Raw genomic sequence first — 19,828 nt, forward strand, 5'->3', positions numbered from 1 at the left:
ACCTTCTCTATTGTAATTTTTGAATGCGGTCCCACTGGCTTACTATATCTGTGACGCGTACGCCGAAATTCTCATCGATTACGACTACTTCACCTTTGGCAATCAATTTGTTATTTACCAGGATGTCGACAGGTTCACCAGCCAGTTTGTCTAGTTCGATAATGGATCCTTGTGAGAGTTCTAAGATATCCTTTATTTGTTTTTGGGTCCTACCTAATTCTACGGTGACTTTAAGGGGAATGTCCATCAGTAAGTTCAAATTATTTTCATCTGCGTGCGCCATGGAAGGGGGCTGCAGATTAGAGAATTGAACTGGCTGCACATTGTAATTCCTGTTCGGTACACCACCATAATGCTGAGGCTCTGCATAAGGCCTATCCTGCGGATAATGCTGACCTGGATAGTAATCCTGCTGCGGCTGTCCACCCGGGTGATATGGTGCCTGGTAAGGCGGCTGAGCCGGCGCTTGCCCTGCAGGAGGCTGATGCTGCATTGGCGGCTGCTGGTATGCAGGAGGCTGATGCGCAGGAGGCTGGTGTGCAGCCGGGGCTTCCTGAACTGGCGCCGGTACGGCTTCTGCCGCAGGTGCGCTTTCCTTATGCGCAGGTGTAGGCTCAGGAGTTCCGCCACCAATAAGGCTATTAACCATATTTTTGGCAAATTGTACCGGAAGAAGCTGCATGATCGTCGAATCAATCAAATCTCCGATGATTAGCCTAAATGATATTTTAATAAGCGTCTCATCGGGCGGAAGGTTGCTTACCCCATCTCCACTTGACATGTTCAGAATATCGATTCCCGGTGGTGATATATTAACGAACCGGTTGAAAATCGTCGACATGGAAGTCGCGGAGGATCCCATCATTTGATTCATCGCTTCTTGCACGGCACTAACATGAATCTCATTAAGTTCCTCGTCGGCAGGGTTACCGTTGCCTCCCAGCATGAGATCCGCAATAACCTGAGCATCTCTTGTCTTGATAACCAAAGAGTTAATTCCTTCGAACCCAGCCACATATGTAACATGGATGGCGACATGAGGTTTAGGGAACTCAGCTTCAAAGCGCTCACGGGTAATAATAGAGACTTTCGGAGTCGTAATGTCCACTTTCATATTGAGCAGTGTGGACAACGCGGTTGCGGCACTGCCGAAAGTGATGTTCCCGATCTCACCCAGCGCATCTTGTTCCAGTGCAGACAGATAATCATCAACCGTCTTCTCATCAGATCCACCCCCCGCCTGTTTCAGCAGGGCATCGATTTCTTCCTGGGACAAATAGTCTTTACTCGTCAAATCCTTCAACTCCTTCATTGACAATTTCATCAATTTGAATGGCGACACGGTCTTTCATCGTACCCGGACTGCCGATATACTTTAACTTCTCACCAACCCGGATGGAAAGCCCTTCCTGCACCGGCTTGTTCAGTGCAATGACATCGCCTACCGTAAGTCCCAGGAACTCTCGAATGGACAACTGGGATTCTCCCAGTTCTGCAATAATTGGCAGCTTCGCTTTGTTCACACGCTGTTTGAGCGCTTCTACTTCTTCCGGTGCACGGGATTTCTTCTGTGAGACGAACCAGTGATGAACGGATAGCTTAGGCATAATCGGCTCGATAACCACATGGGGAATACAGAGATTAATCATCCCGGAAGTGTCCCCGATCTTGGTACTCAGCGAAATGAGGGCTATAGTCTCGTTCGGAGATACAATCTGCATGAACTGCGGATTCGTCTCCAGCGCTTCCATCCGCGGAGAAATATCAATAACCGTCTTCCAAGCCTCCTGCAGGCTTTCAAAAGCTCTGCTGAAGATCCGCTCCATAATAATAGTCTCGATTTCTGTTAGATTCGCGATCTTGGAAGGAGCGGTGCCAATTCCGCCAAGCAGCCTGTCCAGCATGGCATACGCCACGTTTGGATGAACCTCAAGCACCATTCTGCCTTCAAGCGGCTCTGCCTCGAAAATATTAAGAATCGTCATTTTCGGAATGGAACGAATGAACTCATCATAAGGCAGCTGTTCAACCTGCACGACATTGATCTGGACAAAGGTTCTTAGCTGGGCGGAGAAATAGGTGGTAAGGTACCTGGCAAAGTTCTCATGTATTCTTGTCAAGCTTCGTATGTGATCTTTGGAGAACCTGACGGCTCTCTTGAAATCGTAAGCCCTGATCTTCTTCTGTGTATCTTCTTTCTTGAGTTCTTCCGCATCCATTTCTCCTGAGGAGAGCGCCGCGAGAAGAGCGTCTATTTCATTCTGCGATAGTACATCTACCAACTATTCCACCCCCTTAAAAGGATCTATATTCTCTCTCGATATGCTAAATAGGAGACATGATAAAGTTAGTAATATCGATCTGAACAATGTTCCCTTCCGGGAGTGTCTGATTAATCAGGTTCTTCAGCTTGTTGGCCAGCTGATCCTTGCCTTTGGCCCCAGTCAGATCGGTAGGCTTGGTATCCGCCAGCGTCTTGATGATGATGGACTTCACATTGAAGTTCATAATCTTATCAAATGCTTCCTTGGCTGCGGCATCGTTCAATTGGAAGGCGAAATCCATGATCACCACATAGTTTGGATCCGACAAATTCGTCTTCACCTGCTCCATGGTGCTGGTCACTTCCACTCGTTCATCCGCACTTAGCTTTTTCTCTTCTACTTTATGGGTTTCGGCAGCTGGTGTATTCTTGTTATTCATTGTCATCACCAGGTAGGCGGCCATCACGACCAGGATTAATGCCAAGAGGATCGTGATTATCCATGGCGCCATTTTCTTCATAATAATTCCTCCGTTTGTTGCACTTTAATAGTTGCCGCATGAATGCCGATTTCTGTGTAATATTGCTTCACCCGCACCATGATCTCGGCAGACTTTTCCAATACGATGAACCGTTTCCCTGTAACCAGTGTTACATAGGTGTCCGGGGTTTCCTCGACGGTCTCGATCAGCAGTGCATTAAGCCACATCGGCGAACCGTTCAAACGCGTGACAGCAATCATGGCGAACCTCCAGTAAAAGTTCCGGAGGAGGACTTAACCTCCCCCGGCTCTTAAAATTAACGTTTCAAGTTAACAACTTCCTGCAGAACCTCGTCAGAAGTCGTAATGATCCGTGAGTTAGCCTGGAATCCACGCTGAGCTACGATCATCTCTGTGAACTCCCCTGTAAGATCCACATTCGACATTTCAAGCTGACCAGAGACCATAGCCCCAGTTCCGTCAGTTACGTTGTTCGCAGTCGTATATACCAGCTCTTCCAGGTTTGCGTTTGGCGTGGAGCGGTATAGGCTTCCCCCCACCTTCTCAAGACCTTCTGGGTTTGTCACTCTCACTACTCCAATTTTAGTATCAGAGTTCGTAGTCCCATCACCCAGCTTCTGGATGATGGTTCCATCTTGTGAGATGGTAAATGCTGTAGTTGCAGCATCAAGCGTAATTGGAGCACCTTCGGAACTTAGCACCAGCATCCCGTCGGAAGTAACCAGGTTGCGCGCTGCGTCCATATGGAAATCACCGGCGCGTGTAAGGAATGGAGATTCTTGCTCTGTAGACAGCTTGACTGCGAAGAATCCGTCGCCATCGATACGCAGATCAAGCGGATTGTTCGTTGTCATGGCGCTTCCGCCTGTGTGCAGCGTATCCACAGAACCAATGGAAGAACCCAGACCGATTTGTTTGGAGTTCACACCGCCATTAGTACCTTCAACCGGCGTGGTTACACCGGATACAGTCTGGCTCATAATATCTTTGAACATCACACGTCCGGATTTGAATCCTACCGTATTGACGTTTGCAATGTTGTTACCAATCACATCAAGCTTAGTTTGAAAACCGCGCATACCCGACACACCTGAATACATAGATTTTAACATTGAATAATTCCTCCTTAGATGTTTGAACCTCGTAAGCTGCTTCAGTCGATCGACAGCTGAGCTTGGCTTCCGAATCCGGGCCAGCCAAGATACGTAACTATTGAATCACAACGGCACTATCAATTTGGGTGAATACATTGTTCTTCATACTGTTTCCATCCATTGCGGTGACTACAGTTCTGTTATTAACATTCACAATGAGCGCCATGTCTTTCATTAGAATTAATGAATCTTTAGAACCTTTGGCTGCTGCACTGTCTATAGCTGAACCGATTTTCTCCAGCTGATCCGGTTTAAGCTGAATTCCTCTTTGCTCCAGTCTTTTAACCGCATGATTACTAAACTTCACCAGCTGATCATTCAGAATATTCTTAAAGGAAGCTCCTTGCTGTCCGCCTTGTCCGGCAGGTGTGCTTCGCTGGCCAGCGGCAGGTGGGATCTTGCCGGGATATAAGCGGCCTACTGAGATGGGATCATTCATTTGGCACCAGCCCCACTGGCATCTTCTGCTGCCTTGGTCTCTTCTGCATTGTTAATCTTGGTGATCTTATCAATTGCAACTTCTCTCTCACCAACCTTGGCGTACTGGACACCTCCGCGTATGACGATAGAATCGACGATACCATTAGCTGTTGTAGATGCGGTAATCGGCTTACCTGTTGCAAAGTCAAATCCGCTGGTCTCCGTAGTGTTTATCCAAGATACCTGCTTGCCGATAAGGCCGGAGAGAGTGCCAAGGTTCTGATTCATGGCTGTCAATTGGCTGGAAATATTCATTAATTGCTCAACCGAAGTGAACTGCGCCATCTGGGCGATGAATTCTTTGTCCTGAAGCGGCTGCATCGGATCTTGATTGCCGAGCTGGGTGACTAGGATTCTGAGAAATTGATCTTTTCCCATCGTCTGGGTGCTTGAAGCTGCTGACTTGGTCGCATTCTCTGTAGAGTAATTGGACCGGGTTACATTAGTTGAAGTTATATCCGCCATGTTATGCCTCCTTCCTTTTTGTTAATCAATCAGAACTTGCTTTATGCTCTGGCTACAAAAGAACTTCCGAAATCCTCTTCCTTCGAACGCACTTCACGTATCCATTCATTCCATTCCTCAGTCATATCCGCTGCGGCAACCGCATCTTCATTACCGAGTTCACGCTGTCTGCCATTTCTCTTCTGCTCGCCTTGGCCAGCTCCACTTCCCGGTTGGCGTCCATCATGGTACATATGGGAGGACAACGATGTATTCTGAGTGACTTCAAGTCTCTCAACCTGAATACCCTGGGATTGCAGCGCGGCGCGAAGCTGATTCATCTGCTGTTCAAGCGAATCTTTAGCAAAGGCATGCTCAGTTGCAAATTGTGCAATCAAATGCCCATTTTGCATCGTAATTTTGACATCAACCTGTCCCAAATGCTCCGGAAAAAGAGAAATCGTCGCTTCTGTCATGCCCTGAAGCTTGACAATATCCAGCTTGCCTACTACAAAACCGCTCATTTCCTTAGCGAACTGTTCGACATGCACGGCAGTCTGCAACGGCTTGGCGGGTACCAGACCCGAATCTCTGATTTGAAGCTGACCAGCTGTCACGATGAGGGATGAATCTGCAGGCTTAACCGTTACATCCTTGCCTGTACCTTCATCTGCCGCCTCGCTAGACTGGGAGATTCCGCTTGTAGATATCATTCCATCCCGCAGAGCTGGTTGATCTTTAGTCGGCAGGGCCACTACTGTTGAAGCTGTTTGAGTACGATGCTCCGTCTTCACTTGGCCGTTAGTATGAATCCCTGCTAATCCTAACAAATCCCTAAGCAGACCCGCTTTCGCACCGCCCTCTTGACCAGCAGATACTGGCATTTGGCCATCTATCTGTTCGCTGAACTGCTTGACTGAATCACTCACAGGAGTCATCGCAGTCTGTAAAGACTGAAGCAGCTGGGCAACTTGCGGTAAATTCTGAGCCGCTTGCGAAGGCTGAGCTTCAAGCTTGCTAAGCAATTGCTGCACGCCATCCTGAACCGCAAATCTGATTGTCTCGGCATGCTGGGCAATAAGCGGAAGCTCCTGACTCAATCCCTCAGCCGATTGATTAGTCTCATTTCCTGCTGCAGCTTGTCCTTGATTAAGGAATACCTGCACCTGCTGAAGCCAATTCTGCAATACGGCGACTAAAGCCGGATCTGCAGCGATCGCATCATCCAGAGCATTAACGTCCTTCAGCAAGTCTCCCAGTGCTGTCGGAGCCTGCGTCTCTGCTGAGTCCACCGCAGCTTGATCAATTGCAGGTTGTGTTCCATTCCCCGCTAATGAAGGCTGACTGCTTGATGAAGCTCCTTGAGCCGGTACAGCTTGACCCCCTAAAGTGTTCAGCAGCAATTGGACCAACGTTTGATTGAAAGCTGGTGCAGTTCCTTGAGCCGCCTGGGGATTTGTCATCTGAGCTGCTTTGCCGCTTGGGCCTGCAGATATGGCAGATGCCACATTCCCTGCTGATGAGTTCATAATTAAGCTCATTATTTATTTCACCTCCTTTCAATGAGAGTCACCATATGAGTTTTATTTGCTGATAATCTTGTTAAGAATCTTGGCTGTTGCAGCATCATCAGCCTCATTCATAGCTGACAGTATTTTGGAACGGGAGGTATCATCAACCGATCTCAAAATTTTGAGCGTCTTGTCCGGGCTTGTCTTGTTCGTCGCAAGCAGCAGTTCAGCTGCATCAGCCGGCGGCATGGCGGCGAAGGTCTGACCGATCTCCTGATCGCTTAGCCCGGTAGATGGGCTTGTTGCGGCTGGCTTGTCGGCAGCATCCTTCTTCAGCCTGGACTGAAGGGCGGCGATAGCCATCTCGTCTGAGGGCTTGGCATCCTTTAGCAGAATCGAAACGTCTGCTGCTTTCTTAGGGTCCATTTTCTCCAGGATCGCCGCTTTGCTCTCATTACTCATCGCGTTCAGCATCTGAACCGTTTCCTCCGTGGTTAAGTTACCAAGGATGGCCGCTGCTTTGCCTGGGTTCATGGAACCGTACAGACTAGCCAGCTTTTTCACTTCTTTTTGATACTCGTTATCCTGTTCCACTGCTTCTTGTACTTTCTTGTCACTAACGGCCTTATTCGCCTCTTGAAGCTTGGTCTGAAGCTCGGTTACCTTGTCTGCTTGGGCCTTGGCCGCTTCATTCGCTTTCTTCAGATTAGCCTCCTTCTCGGAGACTTGATCCTTCAAGCTCTTAATGGTGGCTTCAGAACTCTCTGCCTGTGTGGCTGCACCCGCCGGTTCAGGCAGCCAATCCTTCACAATCGGAATGTTATTCCCGATCTTAAGGAACTCATTCTTGAAGTTCACATTGAAGAGCGTAAGCAGCACACCAACTAGTACGACAGTGAACAGGATTGGCGTAACTATGAACAAGAAACGTGCGAATCCTTTGCCACCGGACTCTTTTTCCTCTTCCGGAATGATCGTTTTTGCCACTCTTAATCCTCCTTTCCTCAGAACAGCCTGCCCTTTATACCCTCTGGGCCTTCATGGCAAACCGGATTGTAGCCATCTCATCCAGCTCATTTTGTTCACGGAGGAGGATCTGCTGCTCAAAGCCTGCTTTTGCCTTTTCCTTTGCCTTCAACCATACTTTCTCATCGAGCATCCGGGTGCTGAGTTGAGATTGCTTGTGCTCCACATTCGTCTCGGCACACTTGATATCACACAGCTTATTCTTGATACAGCGGTCTAAATGCTCCACATAACGCTGAAGCTCCTGAAGTCTTAGCATGGAGGAGGCACCCTCCGAGAGCATGGCATGAGTTGCTCTGGTTTTGTCTTCAATCAACTTGTTCAATGTAAGCTGCTCCGTCTGTAATTCACCAATCGCTGCAGAAAGCATCCATTCCGCTTGAGTCTTCTCATTCGATTTCAAATCGACCACTTTTTGATACATATACTTGAATTTCATTTCTTAAGGTCAACTCCTCATAAACTCTGAAATCAAATACTCTTTGGATTCCTCTAGCGTTGTCTTCTCGTGCACCTTTTGTTTGGTGAAATTCCATATTCTCCCGATCGCCTCGATGGACTCATCTATTTCAGGATTAGATCCTCGCTGATAAGCACCGATATTAATCAGGTCCTCGGAGTCCTTGTATACGGACATCAAGCGTTTCAGGTTGTCTGCAGCTTCGATCTGATCTTCAGGAGCAATATCCTTCATTACCCGGCTGATACTAGCAAGAATATCAATCGCTGGAAAATGTCCTTTGTTGGCGATATTCCGGTTAAGGACGATGTGTCCATCCAGGATCCCTCTGACCGCATCGGCGATCGGCTCATTCATATCATCACCGTCGACAAGTACAGTATAGAAGGCGGTGATCGAACCTGTAGGGCCTGTACCCGCCCGCTCGAGCAGCTTAGGTAGTGCCGCGAATACTGATGGCGTATATCCCCTCATGGCAGGTGGCTCGCCAACGGCAAGTCCCACCTCGCGAAGAGCCATCGCATACCGGGTTACCGAGTCCATCATCAGCATGACGTTCATACCTCTGTCCCTGAAATACTCCGCGATCGTGGTCGCAATCAGCGCGCCCTTCATCCGTATAAGTGCCGGCTGGTCAGAAGTCGCCACAATTACGACAGATCTTTCAAGCCCTTCGGGACCCAGGTCCCTTTCGATGAAGTCCAATACTTCGCGTCCGCGCTCCCCGATTAGGGCAATGACGTTCACGTCGGCAGCTGTATTTCTCGCAATCATCCCCATCAAGGTACTCTTTCCTACACCCGATCCGGCAAATATACCCACCCGCTGGCCTTTGCCTATTGTCAAAAGACCATCTATCGCGCGAACGCCAATGCTGATGGGGTCTTTGACCCTCGGCTTGCTTAGCGGATTCATCGGCTTATTGTAAGTGGAGTAATGACCCATCCGGGATGGAAGCATGGAACCGTCCAGCGGCTGGCCTAACCCGTCAAGCACCTTTCCAAGAAGCTCTGAACCCACCTGAACACTAAGCGGCTTACCTGTACCCACCACATCGCAGCCCGGTCCGATCGACTGAAGCTCTCCGAGAGGCATGAGAAGAACCTTGTTATCTCTAAATCCCACGACTTCTGCTTGTAGAGGCTGTGAGGACTTGGTTGGATAGATGTAGCAGACATCCCCTATACTTGCATCCGGCCCTTCTGACTCCACCATAAGACCAATCACCTGGGTTACCTTACCATTGACCCGGACTGGATCCAGCTGTCTCAAGTGTTCAAGATAGCGTTCAGAGTCAAGCCTCTTCATAGTTCTGTCCCCGTTCTTCGCCTTGGAGCGAAATCCGCATTAATTCTTTTTTTATCTCGGTAAGCTGAGTATCAATTCTTGCATCTATACTGCCGAAGGAAGAACGAATGACACACCCGCGGTCCTTGACAGTTGAGTCAGGAAGGATCTGAAGTTCTGCCTGTGAATCAATAACAAGACTCAGCTCTTCTCTCGCTCCTTGTACAAAGCTGAACTGGGAAGGCGCTACACAAAGGGTCAATATACTCTGGTCTCTCTTTCTCGCCAGATTCTGTTTGATTAAGTTCAGAGTGTATTCTGGCTCCAGCGTAAGCTGACGTTCTATAACTTTCTCGGCGATAGAGGTGCTGAGTTCAACCAGGAACGGCTCAGCTTCCTGTATAATCTGGTCTTTAGCCTGGTAAGCCTGTTCAAGTACCGCCGCTGCTTCCTGCATCATTTCATCAATTTCACTTTGAAGCGTACGAAGAGCTTCTTCCTTACCTTCCTCGTACCCCTGATTGAAACCTTCGGACTTCACAGCCTCGATCAGATGTTCATCCTGCTCTCTCCGCTCCTGCCACCACTGCTCGATCTGCTCTTTGGCCTCGGCAAGAATTCGCTCCGCTTCTTCTGAAGCATCCCTAACCTGCTTCTCCGCAAAATCTTTCGCGTCAGTAAGCATCTGACGCCTATTCTCTTCTGCTTCTTCATTCTTCAAGCGGTTCTGTTCAGCTGCATAAGAGTAAGGCTGCTGACTTTCAGATTCTTGATCTACAGCTGAAGGATAATGCTTGGATAAATCCAGCTGTTTCAGCAATTCGACAGGAACGTATTGAGTAGATTTGATCAGATTAGACAATGATGTCATCTCCTCCGCCACGGGCAATTATAATTTCACCTGATTCTTCCAGTCTGCGGATCGTTGCAACAATTCTGGTCTGGGCTTCCTCTACATCACGAAGCCTTACAGGACCCATGTACTCCATTTCTTCCTTGAAGGTTTCGGACATCCGCTTCGACATGTTGCGGAATACCGCCTCCCGGACTTCTTCGCTTGCCACCTTAAGCGCAAGCTGAAGGTCTGCATTCTCGATATCCCGGATAATACGCTGAATCGAACGGTTGTCCACGTTGACAATATCCTCGAATACAAACATCCGTTTCTTGATCTCTTCCGCAAGCTCGGGATCCTGAATTTCGAGTGAATCCAGAATGGTCCGTTCTGTGCCGCGGTCTACACCGTTCAAGATCTGAACGATCGACTCGATACCGCCTGCGCTTGTGTAATCCTGCGTTACTGTAGCAGACAGCTTCTGCTCAAGCACTCTTTCGACCTGAGAGATGACCTCAGGAGAAGTGCTGTCCATAACAGCAATTCTTCTGGCGACCTCGGCCTGCTTCTCTTGAGGCAGGGAAGACAGGATCACCGCAGCTTGTTCAAATTGCAGATAAGACAACACTAAGGCGATGGTCTGTGCGTTCTCATTTTGAATAAAATTCAGAATCTGATTCGGATCGGCCTTACGGGCAAAGTCAAAGGGTCTTACCTGCAGCGTAGCTGTCAGTCTGTTGATAATATCGTAAGCCTTCTGCGTACCCAGAGCCTTCTCTAATATTTCCTTGGCGTAGTTGATACCGCCTTGCGAAATATACTCTTGCGCCATACAGATCTGGTGGAATTCAGCGAGAATCATTTCTTTCTCGGTACTATTCACGTTGCGCACGTTGGCAATTTCTAATGTAAGCTGCTCGATCTCGTCATCACGGAGATGCTTGAAGATTTGAGCCGAGACCTCTGGTCCGAGCGAGATCAGCAGGAGCGCAGCTTTTTGCTTGCCGCTTAAACCTTGATTAAGTGTTTTTGACACTGCGTTCACCTCTATTCATCAGCTAGCCAAGTCCGCAGCAGATTAACGAACTCATCCGGTTTCTTCTTAGCCAACGTCTCCAGCTGCTTGCGTACTTGGTTCTCATTGGTAACCGAATCCAGATTAATGGACGGGAACTCTGTTGGCATCGCAAGAGGAACATCTTCTTCGGTCTCTTCATCCTGGTTGCGGCGGCGCCGATAAATGAGATAACCGATACCTGCTCCAGCTGCTAACAGTGCCGCGCCGATTCCCCAGACAATCGGACTGGACAAGCTCAAACCACTTTGAGATGCACTGTCTGTCTGGAAGGCTTGAGAGAATACCGAAACTTTCTTGACCAGATCTTCATCTGTATATGTAGTTCCGGAATCAGCCAAATATGAGGCGACAATATTTCTGAGTACGTTCTGAATCGCATCCTCTGTAGCCCGGTCCAAAGAATTTTTTCCGGCAGGTGGTTCAACCATCACATTTATGGTTAAATCTTTTACAATGTAAGGACTCTGCACAATTTCTTTGTTAATTCGATTAACCTCGTAATTAATGGTCGAAGTGCTCTCATCCGAGGTCGTATCTGAGGACGAAGTGGAACCCGGATAATTCGGCACATCGGTCTGACCTGTCCCCGTTACCCCTCCGCTAGAAGGAGTACCTTGTCCCGTATAACTCTTCTGAATCTTTTGGGCACTGATCTCGATCCCTTTCATGTTCTCGGTATCTACCGGTGTAACCAGATTTTCCTTCTGGGTTACGTGATCGAAATTCAGCTTTGAGGCTACAAGGACATTGATCTTGTCCGGGCCTGTCAACTTGCCGAGAAATTGTTGGACACTTTGACGAACATCATTCTCGAATCTCTTCTGAATCGCCATATTCTCCGATACATCACTCGTCAGACTCCCTGCCTTCCCGCCATTCTTCCCAGCTGTAAGTATCACGTTCTCATCACTGCTTGTGATCGTAATATTCTCGACCGGAAGATTAGGAACCGCCGTTTTGATCAAGTTATAGTAAGCATCGATCGCATTTTCATCTGGACGAAATCCCGGTTTGAAATTAAGACTAACGGAAGCGGAAGCCTTCTCCTGTTCATCAGGGCTTGCGAAGACATTCTCTGCCGGCAGATTAATAAGCACCTTTGCTGCGCTGACGCCCTGCATGTTTGTAAGCAGCTGCTCAACCTCACCATTCAGTGCGGTCTTATATTTCACCGCGAACTCATTCTCTGTCATTCCGATTGGAGAAGACGTCGTACCGAACGTTCCTTCGAAGCCAATAGAACCATTCTTCACAATCCCCTGGGAACCTACATCAACCTTCGCTCTGGCAGCCTGTGTGCTCGGGACCGAGATGCTCTTGCCATCCGCGCTTAATTGATAGGGAATGCTGCCCGACTCCAGATAGCTAATAATTCCGGCCGCATCCGTGGAATCCAGGTTAGTAAAAGCTACCTCGTATTGTGTCTTGGAGAACTGGATCGTTAATAGAATGATGGCTAGCAGAATGATTGTAACGGTGGATATTAATAATGTTTTTTGTTTTTTTGTAAAATGGTTCCAGTACTGGCTTATTTTTTCTCTATACTGGGCAATTCTTTCATTCACATCGTCACCTCATCCGAAACTTTTGCTAGATTGAATTAAATTTGCGTCCGCATAATCTCCTGGTAAGCTTCAATTACCTTGTTGCGGACTTGCGATGTAAGCTGCAAACTCAATAAAGCTTGTTCCGAAGCGACCATGACCTGATCCATATCGACTTGACCGGTAAGAAACTTGTCACCCATCTTCTGGGCGTTCTGTTCCTGGCTCGCAACGCCTTCAATAGCGTCTTTGAGGAAGGACCCAAAATTCCTGACTGTCTCCGACGGAGTGGCTGGCGCCGGATTGATTTTGGGCTGAACCAATTCAAGGGGCTTTATTGCACTTGCGGTTGTACTCTGGATCATTAGACACTCTCCTTACTTGTTCTATTTAGTCTATTTGCCAATCTGCAATGCTTTGGATTCCATCGATTTGGACGCGTTCAATGCTGTAACGTTAGCTTCATAAGAACGGGTTGCCGAGATCATGTCTACCATTTCTTTCAGCACATCCACGTTTGGCATATAGACATATCCGTCCTTGTCCGCATCTGGACTTGTAGGGTTATATACAGGCTTGAAAGCCGTCTGATCTTCTTGAATCGCGCTAACCTTCACACCCTGACCAACCGGGGCTTGTCCACTCACAGCGGAATTCAGCATCTTGCCGAACTGGGTCTCATTTGGCGCCATTACCACCATCTTCCGTCGATACGGAACAGCTTGGCCATTCTCTATCTTGGCCCGGGTCGTCTCCGCATTGGCAATGTTTGAGGAAATAACATCCATGCGAAGCCTTTGAGCAGTTAGTGCTGAAGAACTAATATCAAAGCTGCTGTTAAGTCTCAACTCTATGCTCTCCCTTCTACTGCTGTCCGCATCATTCTGATTCGGCTGTTAAGCTGCTCAATATAGGCGTTATATCTAAGTTGATTTTCTGCTAATGACGACATTTCAGAGTCTATATCAACATTATTCATATTGTTATTCATTGAAGTTGATTGATCTGTGGTAATCAAGGTATCCGGCACATTATTTGCAGGCCCGATAGCCATATGCTTGGGGTCCGTTTGACGCCCCCGAAGAACTATTCTACCCTCATTTACCTGACTTTGCAGCAAGCTCTCGAAAGAAACTTCTGATTTTTTATAATATGGAGTGTCCACGTTCGCGATATTATTGGCAATGACACTTTGTCTGGTGTTAGCAGCCTTTAACGCGCCTTCCAATCTATCAAATCCTACCCCATTTAATAACTGCACATCCGAGCCCCCCAAAAAGTAATTTGACCTCATGCTTCTCTAGTATGTCTTCTCATATCTTACGATAATTTACCACATAATTCGACATTTATTTCTATTTTGTTTCTCTTTCTATTGGCCTATTATAGCAAAATCACCACTAATGTCATATATCCTAAGTTTCGTAGAGAATGGCCTATATTACAATGAGAAAAAAGCCCTATTTTTTTAAAGAATTTGGTAATTTAATATAATTATAGCTAAAAACTAATTTTTTTCTTTCCAGTTTGATAAAAAACGACATACAACTTCCAATTTTTTTCTCCAAAAGAAAAACCGACCTTTAGTCCCGGAATTCAGGACCTTGGTCGGTAACTAACTTCATAAAATGTCGAATCTATAAAATATACTGGCTCAGATCACGATTTTTAGCGATATCGCCTAACTTTTCCGTAACATATTGGGGAGTAATCACCATTTTATCCAAAGTGAGCTCGGGAGCCTCAAAGGATAAATCTTCAAGAAGCTTCTCTAGAATCGTATGGAGTCGTCTGGCTCCAATATTCTCCGTATTCGCATTCACCGCAGCGGCAATATTAGCAATCTCGCGAATGGCCTCCTCCGAGAATTCAATCTCGATATCCTCGGTGCGCAGAAGATCAGCATACTGTTTGGTTAGTGCATTTCGGGGTTCCGTCAATATAGATACAAAATCCTCAAGCGTCAAGCTGCTGAGCTCAACCCGAATCGGGAACCGTCCTTGCAGCTCAGGGATCAAATCCGAAGGCTTAGACACATGAAAGGCTCCGGCAGCAATGAAGAGTACATAATCTGTCTTGACCGGGCCGTACTTGGTCATGATAGTAGACCCTTCCACAATCGGCAGAATGTCACGCTGGACGCCTTCTCTGGATACATCCGGACCCGATCCCTGTCCCCGGCTCGCCACCTTATCAATCTCATCGATAAAAATAATTCCCGACTGTTCGGCTCTGCTGATTGATTCCTGTACCACATCGTCGTGATCAATCAGCTTATTCGCCTCTTCCTGGGTGAGCACCTTACGCGCTTCCTTCACCGTAAGCTTCCGCTTCTTCATTCGCTTCGGCATCAGGTTTCCGAACATCTCCTGCATATTCATTCCAAGCTGATCGTTCCCTTGGCCGGCGAACATGTCTAGCATATTGGGCGCACTGTCCTCCACATCAATCTCTACCGTCTCATTCTCAAGCTGGCCCGCCAGCAGATTGAATCTTACCTGACGGCGCTTCTCAGTGACCGTGCTATCCAGCTCCTTGTCCTCTTCATTCACCTGCTGGGCACCGGAATTCTGATTCCCGAAGAGCATTTCAAATGGATTGCGCTGATTCTTGTTCTTGGCGGGTGATGGCACGAGAATTTGAACAAGGCGCTCATTGGCCAGCTCCACTGCCTTATCCTTCACCTGCTCGGTGCGCTCCTGCTTGACCATTCGGATAGCTGTCTCTACCAGATCACGCACCATAGATTCCACATCGCGTCCAACATAACCAACCTCCGTGAACTTCGTCGCCTCGACCTTGACAAAAGGAGCTCCAACCAACTTCGCTAATCTGCGTGCGATCTCGGTCTTCCCCACACCTGTCGGGCCAATCATCAGAATATTCTTAGGCACAATTTCGTCACGAACCTCGTCGCCAAGAAGATTACGGCGGTAACGGTTACGCAGCGCGACTGCCACCGATTTCTTCGCCTGCTTTTGACCCACAATATATTTGTCCAGTTCAGCAACAATCTGTCTTGGAGTTAATGCCTGATTTGTCATCTAAGTCCCTCCTTGGCTCTCTAAGTCCTTTTACAGCTCTTCCACTATAATATTCCCGTTCGTGTATACACAGATCTCTGAGGCTACCTTAAGTGCTTCTCTGGCCATATCCTTCGCATCCAGACTGGATGCGTGACGTTTGAGCGCTCTAGCCGCTGACAAGGCGAAATTACCACCCGAGCCAATAGCCAGCACATCGTCATCCGGCTCAATAATTTCTCCTCCGCCCGAAATAAGCAGCATCCCTGTCTTATCCATGACAATCATCAGCGCCTCTAGTTTGCGCAGCACCCTGTCCTGACGCCAATCTTTTGCCAGCTCAACCGCTGCACGCTGTAAATTCCCGTGATGTTCTTCCAGCTTGCCTTCAAATTTCTCGAACAAGGTAATGGCGTCAGCCACTGATCCAGCGAATCCCGCCAATACCTGACCTCTATACAGCCTTCTTACCTTTTTGGCCGTCTGCTTCATAATGACACTTTCACCAAAGGTAACCTGACCATCACCCGCGATGGCTCCCATTCCGTTATGGCGAACAGCACATATCGTTGTTGCATGAAAAGACATTTCCATGGATATCACCTCATCTTACATTATGATTGAATTCATATTTTGAAGACTGAAAACAGATTCACCGCCCTAATGTTTAGGACGGCAACTGGTTGTTGTCATATCGACTCACGGGTTATGAAGTTCTCGAGACTGCTGAGCGCCCGCCGGGCAAGCGCCTCGTTCTTCTCGCTTTTCTTCCTGAATCTCTCTTCCAGCTTAGGGAAAAGTCCAAAGTTCGCATTCATCGGCTGGAAATGCTTGAAGTCAGCCGTAGTGATATAACGCGCCATACTTCCAAGTGTAGTATCTTCCGGGAATACAATGCCATCCTGCTCTCTTGCCGCTCTCGCCGCATTAATGCCGGCAATCAGGCCTGAGGCCGCCGACTCCACATAACCTTCCACTCCGGTCATTTGACCTGCAAAGAAAAGCTTCGGACGCTTCTTCGTCTGATAGGTAGGCTCAAGCAGTGTAGGTGAATTGATGAACGTATTGCGGTGCATCACACCATAACGCACAAACTCGGCGTTCTCAAGACCCGGAATCATGGAGAAGACCCGCTTCTGCTCTCCCCATTTCAGATGCGTCTGGAATCCGACCAGATTATACAGAGTTCCTGCGGCGTTATCCTGACGCAGCTGAACTACCGCATGCGGCAGTGTGCCGGTGTGCGGATTCATCAGACCCACCGGCTTCATCGGACCGAACAAAGCTGTCTGCTTGCCTCGTCTCATCATAATCTCGATCGGCATGCAGCCTTCGAAATAGATTTCCTTCTCAAATTCCTTAACCTGGGCGACTTCCGCCGTGATCAAAGCTTCATAGAAAGCATCGAATTCCTGCTCTGTCATCGGACAGTTGAGATAAGCTGCCTCCCCCTTGTCATAACGGGAAGCGAGATATACTTTCTCCATGTCGATGGAATCTTTCTCTACGATCGGGGCAGCCGCATCATAGAAGTAGAAATATTCTTCTCCCGTCAGCCCTTTAATTTGTTCGGAGAGAGCCGGAGAGGTAAGCGGGCCGGTTGCAATAACAACAATCCCTTCCGACGGGATTTCCTGCAACTCCTCATTAACTACGGTAACCAAAGGATGCTCGTGAAGCGTCCTTGTAATGTCCCCCGAGAAGCCGTCTCGGTCTACGGCCAGAGCGCCTCCGGCCGGAACAGCGTTCTTATCGGCAGAGCTGAGCACCAGAGAGTCAAGCCTGCGCATCTCCTCTTTCAATACTCCCACCGCGTTGGTAAGACCATTCGCCCGAAGTGAATTGCTGCATACCAGCTCAGCGAATTTGTCGGTATGATGCGCAGGCGTCTTCACGACGGGACGCATTTCATATAAAGTCACCGGGATACCGCGTCTGGCAATCTGCCAGGCAGCTTCACTGCCTGCAAGACCTGCCCCGATAACGGTAACCCTTGTCTGATCTGTCAATTTCATAACCTCCTAAAATCTTGCCAAGCCATTCAGAGATGAATGGTTACTCGGATGCATCGTCATCATTATCTTCAACAGCTTCTGTAAAGTCGCACCCCGTACATTGGAGCTTCGTTCCCTGCTTATTCCGCTTCTCAACAAGCATGGAACCACATTGTGGACACGGCTTCGGTGAAGGCTTATCCCAAGACACGAAGTCGCATTCAGGATAACGGTCACATCCGTAGAACACACGCCCCTTCTTGCTGCGGCGTTCCACTACGTGCCCTTCTTTGCATTTGGGACAGGTCACCCCGATATCCTTAATGATCGGTTTGGTATTCCGGCAGTCCGGGAATCCGGAGCAGGCCAGGAACTTGCCAAATCTGCCAAGCTTGTAGACAAGCGGCTTGCCGCATTTCTCACAAATCTCGTCAGATACCTCATCCTCGATCTCAATTTCTTTCATTTCCTCTTCGGCTACCTCAAGGCGCTTCTCGAAGGACTCGTAGAACTCGCTCAGAACCTTGACCCAATCTTCCTCACCTACCTCCACATGGTCGAGATCCCCTTCCATATGTGCGGTGAATTCCACATCAAGAATTTCGGGGAAGAACTGTTCCATTTGTTCTATTACGAGTTCGCCAAGCTCTGTAGGCATGAATTTCTTCTCTTCGATAGCTACGTAACCACGCTTCTGGATCGTCTCCAGCGTAGGGGCATAAGTACTTGGACGCCCTATTCCCAGCTCTTCAAGCGTCTTGACCAAGCGGGCTTCCGTATACCTTGGAGGAGGCTGGGTGAAGTGCTGCTTCGGATCAATATGTTCGGTCTCCAGCACATCACCGGCCTTCAGGGGAGGCAGAAACTTGTCATCATCCGTAGTTCCATCGTCATTCCCTTCCACGTAGACCTTCATGAATCCATGAAATCTCACCTTGGAGCCAACGGCCCGGAAGGTCGCATCTCCAGCGGCTATATCCACAGAAAGCGTATCCAGAACGGCTGAAGCCATTTGACTGGCCATGAATCGTTCCCATACCAGCTTGTATAGCCTGAATTGATCACGGCTCAGGAAAGATTTAATGGAATCAGGATCGCGCAGTGCGGAGGTTGGACGGATGGCTTCGTGGGCTTCCTGGGCATTCGCCGCCTTCTTGGAATACTGACGCGGGGCTTCAGGAACAAATTTGTCGCCGTATTTACTCACAATATAGTCCTTCGCCTCTTCCTGGGCAGAGACCGCGATTCGCGTGGAGTCTGTACGCATGTAAGTGATTAGACCCACCGTACCCTCCTTGCCAAGCTCAACGCCCTCATATAGCTGCTGAGCGACTGACATCGTCTTGGCCGCACGGAAGTTCAGCTTCCTCGCAGCTTCCTGCTGCATGGAACTCGTTGTGAACGGAGCAGAAGGATGACGCAGACGTTCCTTCTCCTTCACTTCGCTTACCTGGAATGAAGCCCCTTCAACCGCCTGGAGCACCTGCTTGACGGCTTCTTCGTTCGGCAGCTCCATCTTCTCGCCCTTGAGCCGATGGAATTTGGCCTCGAAGGAGGTGTCTTCAATCTTCAGAGCGGCTGTAATGCTCCAGTACTCTTCAGGAACGAACTCGGAGATTTCATTCTCCCGGTCGAGAATGATCTTGACCGCCACAGACTGAACGCGTCCGGCAGACAAGCCTTTCTTGACCTTCTTCCATAAAAGAGGACTGATCTTGTATCCTACCAAACGGTCTAATATACGTCTGGCCTGCTGGGCATTGACCAGATCCATATTAATTTTGCGCGGCGTTTTGAATGCATCCTTGACAGCATCCTTGGTAATTTCATTAAAGACTACCCGGCAGCTCTTGCTGGCATCCACATCAAGCAGATGCGCAAGGTGCCAGGCAATCGCTTCACCCTCACGATCGGGGTCAGCCGCCAGATAGATGTTCTTGACTTTCTTGCTCGCGCTTTTCAGTTCCTTTAATATAGAACCCTTGCCGCGGATGGTAATATATTTGGGATTGAAGTCGTTCTCCACCTCAACTCCAATCTGACTCTTTGGCAAATCGCGAATGTGACCCATAGACGCTTTCACGATATATTTACTGCCCAGATATTTGCCGATCGTCTTTGCTTTCGCAGGAGACTCGACAATAACTAGTGAATCCGCCACAGGTTCATCCTCCTCTCACAACACTATACAGAGTATCTCAGTAAGCAATTTATAATTTGATTTATC

General features: G+C 48.4%; 21 protein-coding genes. All 21 read right to left on the reverse strand.

From position 1 onward, the window contains the following. Nucleotides 1-7: 7 nt before the first annotated feature. Nucleotides 8-1,294 carry a flagellar motor switch phosphatase FliY gene (gene fliY, locus LDO05_RS12105; protein WP_251375646.1) on the reverse strand — a complete coding sequence of 429 codons (1,287 nt, stop codon included), beginning with the start codon at nt 1,292-1,294 and terminating at the stop codon, nt 8-10. Then, nucleotides 1,284-2,282, reverse strand: coding sequence for a flagellar motor switch protein FliM (fliM, locus tag LDO05_RS12110; RefSeq protein ID WP_251375647.1), 999 nt, complete (start codon nt 2,280-2,282; stop codon nt 1,284-1,286). Before fliM ends, fliY begins: the two co-directional genes overlap by 11 nt. Nucleotides 2,283-2,325: 43 nt before the next feature. Continuing rightward, on the reverse strand, nt 2,326-2,784 hold the full coding sequence (locus tag LDO05_RS12115) for a flagellar basal body-associated FliL family protein (protein WP_251375648.1): 459 nt from the start codon (nt 2,782-2,784) through the stop codon (nt 2,326-2,328). Continuing rightward, nucleotides 2,781-3,005 (reverse strand): flagellar FlbD family protein, encoded by a 225-nt coding sequence (locus LDO05_RS12120; protein WP_251375649.1) that lies wholly within the window; start codon nt 3,003-3,005, stop codon nt 2,781-2,783. Before LDO05_RS12120 ends, LDO05_RS12115 begins: the two co-directional genes overlap by 4 nt. 56 nt (nt 3,006-3,061) lie before the next feature. Then, nucleotides 3,062-3,877, reverse strand: a complete 816-nt coding sequence (locus LDO05_RS12125) for a flagellar hook-basal body complex protein (RefSeq protein WP_251375650.1) — start codon at nt 3,875-3,877, stop codon at nt 3,062-3,064. A 97-nt stretch (nt 3,878-3,974) separates the two neighbouring features. Then, nucleotides 3,975-4,358 carry a TIGR02530 family flagellar biosynthesis protein gene (locus tag LDO05_RS12130; RefSeq protein ID WP_251375651.1) on the reverse strand — a complete coding sequence of 128 codons (384 nt, stop codon included), beginning with the start codon at nt 4,356-4,358 and terminating at the stop codon, nt 3,975-3,977. Further along, complete coding sequence (locus LDO05_RS12135) at nt 4,355-4,864, reverse strand: flagellar hook capping FlgD N-terminal domain-containing protein (protein ID WP_251375652.1); 510 nt, start codon at nt 4,862-4,864, stop codon at nt 4,355-4,357. The genes LDO05_RS12130 and LDO05_RS12135 overlap by 4 nt, the downstream gene beginning before the upstream one ends. Before the next feature lie 41 nt (nt 4,865-4,905). Next, on the reverse strand, nt 4,906-6,384 hold the full coding sequence (locus tag LDO05_RS12140; protein WP_251375653.1) for a flagellar hook-length control protein FliK: 1,479 nt from the start codon (nt 6,382-6,384) through the stop codon (nt 4,906-4,908). A 42-nt stretch (nt 6,385-6,426) separates the two neighbouring features. Further along, nucleotides 6,427-7,341, reverse strand: a complete 915-nt coding sequence (locus LDO05_RS12145) for a MotE family protein (protein ID WP_251375654.1) — start codon at nt 7,339-7,341, stop codon at nt 6,427-6,429. A gap of 34 nt (nt 7,342-7,375) precedes the next feature. Then, a complete protein-coding gene (gene fliJ / locus LDO05_RS12150) occupies nt 7,376-7,819 on the reverse strand; it encodes a flagellar export protein FliJ (RefSeq protein ID WP_251375655.1) in 444 nt (147 codons plus the stop codon). A 9-nt stretch (nt 7,820-7,828) separates the two neighbouring features. Next, nucleotides 7,829-9,148 carry a flagellar protein export ATPase FliI gene (fliI, locus tag LDO05_RS12155; RefSeq protein ID WP_251375656.1) on the reverse strand — a complete coding sequence of 440 codons (1,320 nt, stop codon included), beginning with the start codon at nt 9,146-9,148 and terminating at the stop codon, nt 7,829-7,831. Next, nucleotides 9,135-9,989, reverse strand: a complete 855-nt coding sequence (gene fliH, locus LDO05_RS12160) for a flagellar assembly protein FliH (protein WP_251375657.1) — start codon at nt 9,987-9,989, stop codon at nt 9,135-9,137. The genes fliI and fliH overlap by 14 nt, the downstream gene beginning before the upstream one ends. After that, entirely contained in the window at nt 9,982-10,998 is a 1,017-nt protein-coding gene (gene fliG, locus LDO05_RS12165) for a flagellar motor switch protein FliG (protein ID WP_251375658.1), read from the reverse strand. Before fliG ends, fliH begins: the two co-directional genes overlap by 8 nt. A gap of 11 nt (nt 10,999-11,009) precedes the next feature. Then, complete coding sequence (gene fliF / locus LDO05_RS12170) at nt 11,010-12,605, reverse strand: flagellar basal-body MS-ring/collar protein FliF (RefSeq protein WP_251375659.1); 1,596 nt, start codon at nt 12,603-12,605, stop codon at nt 11,010-11,012. A 35-nt stretch (nt 12,606-12,640) separates the two neighbouring features. Continuing rightward, nucleotides 12,641-12,949, reverse strand: a complete 309-nt coding sequence (fliE, locus tag LDO05_RS12175; protein ID WP_251375660.1) for a flagellar hook-basal body complex protein FliE — start codon at nt 12,947-12,949, stop codon at nt 12,641-12,643. A gap of 30 nt (nt 12,950-12,979) precedes the next feature. Further along, a complete protein-coding gene (gene flgC / locus LDO05_RS12180) occupies nt 12,980-13,432 on the reverse strand; it encodes a flagellar basal body rod protein FlgC (protein ID WP_251375661.1) in 453 nt (150 codons plus the stop codon). A 2-nt stretch (nt 13,433-13,434) separates the two neighbouring features. Continuing rightward, nucleotides 13,435-13,845 carry a flagellar basal body rod protein FlgB gene (gene flgB / locus LDO05_RS12185; RefSeq protein ID WP_251375662.1) on the reverse strand — a complete coding sequence of 137 codons (411 nt, stop codon included), beginning with the start codon at nt 13,843-13,845 and terminating at the stop codon, nt 13,435-13,437. Nucleotides 13,846-14,221: 376 nt separating this feature from the next. Further along, nucleotides 14,222-15,628, reverse strand: coding sequence for an ATP-dependent protease ATPase subunit HslU (gene hslU / locus LDO05_RS12190; RefSeq protein WP_251375663.1), 1,407 nt, complete (start codon nt 15,626-15,628; stop codon nt 14,222-14,224). Between the two features lie 30 nt (nt 15,629-15,658). After that, entirely contained in the window at nt 15,659-16,201 is a 543-nt protein-coding gene (gene hslV / locus LDO05_RS12195) for an ATP-dependent protease subunit HslV (protein ID WP_251375664.1), read from the reverse strand. Nucleotides 16,202-16,296: 95 nt separating this feature from the next. Beyond that, entirely contained in the window at nt 16,297-17,622 is a 1,326-nt protein-coding gene (gene trmFO / locus LDO05_RS12200) for a methylenetetrahydrofolate--tRNA-(uracil(54)-C(5))-methyltransferase (FADH(2)-oxidizing) TrmFO (RefSeq protein WP_481856991.1), read from the reverse strand. A gap of 40 nt (nt 17,623-17,662) precedes the next feature. Continuing rightward, nucleotides 17,663-19,762: a type I DNA topoisomerase gene (gene topA / locus LDO05_RS12205; protein ID WP_251375666.1), complete on the reverse strand. Its 2,100-nt coding sequence runs from the start codon at nt 19,760-19,762 to the stop codon at nt 17,663-17,665. Between the last annotated feature and the right edge of the window lie 66 nt (nt 19,763-19,828).

The sequence above is a fragment of the Paenibacillus sp. YPG26 genome (genome assembly GCF_023704175.1).
Lineage (GTDB): Bacteria > Bacillota > Bacilli > Paenibacillales > Paenibacillaceae > Fontibacillus.

Coding starts and splice junctions, on each gene's coding strand:
- LDO05_RS12115 (WP_251375648.1), bottom strand. CDS start 2,784: ATGAAGAAAATGGCGCCATGGATAATCACGATCCTCTTGGCATTAATC.
- LDO05_RS12120 (WP_251375649.1), bottom strand. CDS start 3,005: ATGATTGCTGTCACGCGTTTGAACGGTTCGCCGATGTGGCTTAATGCA.
- LDO05_RS12125 (WP_251375650.1), bottom strand. CDS start 3,877: ATGTTAAAATCTATGTATTCAGGTGTGTCGGGTATGCGCGGTTTTCAA.
- LDO05_RS12130 (WP_251375651.1), bottom strand. CDS start 4,358: ATGAATGATCCCATCTCAGTAGGCCGCTTATATCCCGGCAAGATCCCA.
- LDO05_RS12135 (WP_251375652.1), bottom strand. CDS start 4,864: ATGGCGGATATAACTTCAACTAATGTAACCCGGTCCAATTACTCTACA.
- LDO05_RS12140 (WP_251375653.1), bottom strand. CDS start 6,384: ATGAGCTTAATTATGAACTCATCAGCAGGGAATGTGGCATCTGCCATA.
- fliJ (WP_251375655.1), bottom strand. CDS start 7,819: ATGAAATTCAAGTATATGTATCAAAAAGTGGTCGATTTGAAATCGAAT.
- fliI (WP_251375656.1), bottom strand. CDS start 9,148: ATGAAGAGGCTTGACTCTGAACGCTATCTTGAACACTTGAGACAGCTG.
- fliE (WP_251375660.1), bottom strand. CDS start 12,949: ATGATCCAGAGTACAACCGCAAGTGCAATAAAGCCCCTTGAATTGGTT.
- hslU (WP_251375663.1), bottom strand. CDS start 15,628: ATGACAAATCAGGCATTAACTCCAAGACAGATTGTTGCTGAACTGGAC.
- hslV (WP_251375664.1), bottom strand. CDS start 16,201: ATGGAAATGTCTTTTCATGCAACAACGATATGTGCTGTTCGCCATAAC.
- trmFO (WP_481856991.1), bottom strand. CDS start 17,622: ATGAAATTGACAGATCAGACAAGGGTTACCGTTATCGGGGCAGGTCTT.